Source organism: Streptomyces alkaliphilus (assembly GCF_014141535.1).
Taxonomy (GTDB): Bacteria; Actinomycetota; Actinomycetes; order Streptomycetales; family Streptomycetaceae; genus Streptomyces; species Streptomyces alkaliphilus.
In genome coordinates, this window is record NZ_VKHT01000885.1 from 1 (window position 1) to 2,085 (window position 2,085).

3 protein-coding genes are annotated in these 2,085 nt (G+C 74.2%); all 3 read right to left on the reverse strand.

Translation table 11 applies throughout. From position 1 onward, the window contains the following. On the reverse strand, nt 1–412 hold a 412-nt coding region (locus FNQ90_RS20795; RefSeq protein WP_182607753.1), incomplete at its 3' end, for a glycosyltransferase family 2 protein. Between the two features lie 293 nt (nt 413–705). After that, on the reverse strand, nt 706–1,761 hold the full coding sequence (locus tag FNQ90_RS20800) for an NAD-dependent epimerase/dehydratase family protein (protein WP_182607754.1): 1,056 nt from the start codon (nt 1,759–1,761) through the stop codon (nt 706–708). Between the two features lie 110 nt (nt 1,762–1,871). After that, the coding region (locus FNQ90_RS20805; protein ID WP_182607755.1) for a tryptophan synthase subunit alpha at nt 1,872–2,085 on the reverse strand (214 nt) is incomplete at its 5' end.

Sequence of the window (2,085 nt, forward strand, 5' to 3'; positions counted from 1 at the left end):
AGGTGTGTATAAGAGACAGGGGGGTGGTGGGACGGCGACGGGCGAGGACGAGGTCGGTGGAGCCCGCCCGCACGGGTTCGGCCATCCGGGTGAGGGCCCGGGGGTCGAGGGTGGCATCGCAGTCGCAGAAGGCGACCAGATCGGCCTCGGCGGCGAGGAGACCGGCGTGGCAGGCGGCGCCGAAGCCGCGCCGGGTCTCCCGGATCACGCGGGCGCCGAGTTCGGCGGCGATCCGCGCGGATCCGTCGGTGGACCCGTTGTCGACGACCAGGGGGCGCCAACCGGGAGGGATGCGGCCCAGCACCCAGGGCAGGGCGGCGGCCTCGTTCAGGCAGGGCAGCACGAGGTCCCCGTGGATGTCCGGACGGACGTCCCCCGGGGCCCCGACCTCCCGGGAAGCGGTCTCGCTCATCCGATTCCCCTTCCGATGGGACGGCGGTGGTGACCGGTGGCGGTCGGGGAGCGTCGGACTCCCGCGGTCGCTCCGCCGTCCGGAACGCCGGGAACACGCCTCGACAACGAACACGACCAGTTGCTCATAACAAAAAGCTAACTTCATGTGAACGCCAACGGTGGGACCTGCCGCTCACCGCGCGCCGTACCCGTCCCGGTCGCCTCCGCCGTACCGCTCGTCTCTCCGGAAACAGCCACCTCATGCCGATCCGGCCCCGGAACCCGGGGCCCGGGATCTCCCGTTCGCCCCGGTCACCGGGGCGAACGGACCGGCTCGGCGGGTCGCAGCGGATCGGCCGCGAACCGCGTCATGCCCTCGGCGAACCCCACCCGGGGCCGCCACCCCAGCTCCTCCCGCAACCGCGAGGAGGATGCGGTGATGTGTCGGACGTCGCCGAGCCGGTACTCCCCCGTCAACCGGGGGGCGGGACCGCCGAAGGCATCGGCGAGCGCCGTGGCCATCTCCCCCACCGTGTGCGGGTCACCGCTGCCGGTGTTGTAGGCCCGCAGCGTTCCCCTCGGACGGGTCTCCAGTGCGTCCAGGGCCGCCAGGTTGGCCGCCGCCACGTCCGTGACGTGCACGAAATCCCGACGCTGGGCCCCGTCCTCGAAGACCCGGGGCGCCTCGCCGCGTTCCAGCGCCGAGCGGAAGAAGGAGGCCACCCCCGCGTAGGGGGTGTCGCGCGGCATCCGCTCCCCGTACACGTTGTGGTAGCGCAGCGAGATCGCCCGGGCGCCCTCCGCGCGGGCCCAGGCGGCGGCCAGATGCTCCTGGGCCAGCTTGGTCGTCGCGTAGACGTTGCGCGGATCGAGGGGGGCGTCCTCGCCGACGAGGCCGGGCTCCAGGTCGCGCCCGCACCGGGGGCAGGGCGGTTCGAAACGACCGGCGTCCAGTGCCTGCGGCGCCCGGGGCCCCGGGCGCACGGTCCCGTGCTCCGGGCAGGTGTAGCGCCCCTCCCCGTAGACCACCATGGAGCCGGCGAGTACCAGTCGCCGGATGTCGAGGCGCGCCATCGCCTCGAGCAGGACGGCGGTCCCCAGGTCGTTGCGCGAGACGTACTCCACCGCGTCGGAGAAGCCGTTGCCCAGGCCGACCATGGCCGCCTGGTGGCAGACCGCGTCCACCCCGGCGAGGGCCCGTTCCACCGCCTCGGGGTCACGGACGTCACCCTGGTACCAGGGCACGTCGGGATGATGGTGCCCGCGCGGCTCGGTGTCGAGCACCACGGGCACCCTTCCCGCCGTGATCAGGACGTCGACGACGTGGGAACCGATGAATCCGGCACCGCCGGTGACCAGTACGCGCATCTCCTCACGCTAGGTCGCCCGGGCGTCCCGGGGGCGCCGGCCGTGCCGGCGCGGCGTGTCGGGCCCCGGCGTCGGCACGCCACCCGAGGGGGCGTGCCGACGCCGGGCGCTCAGCGGCGACGGACGCCTGCGGCCAGGTCCTCCGCGAGCTCCCGCACCCGGGAGAGGGCCGCGACGGTGTCCACCGGGGCTCCGGGCTCGCCCTCCCCGTCCGCCGCGGGCAGCAGGAGTTTGACGAAGGCGGATCCCACGATCACGCCGTCCGCGTACCCCGCCACCTCGGCCGCGTGGGCCGGGGAGGAGACCCCCAGACCGACGCAGACC

What these genes read in the sequence shown, in the direction of transcription:
- FNQ90_RS20800 (WP_182607754.1), bottom strand. Translation starts at nt 1,761, where the DNA reads ATGCGCGTACTGGTCACCGGCGGTGCCGGATTCATCGGTTCCCACGTC.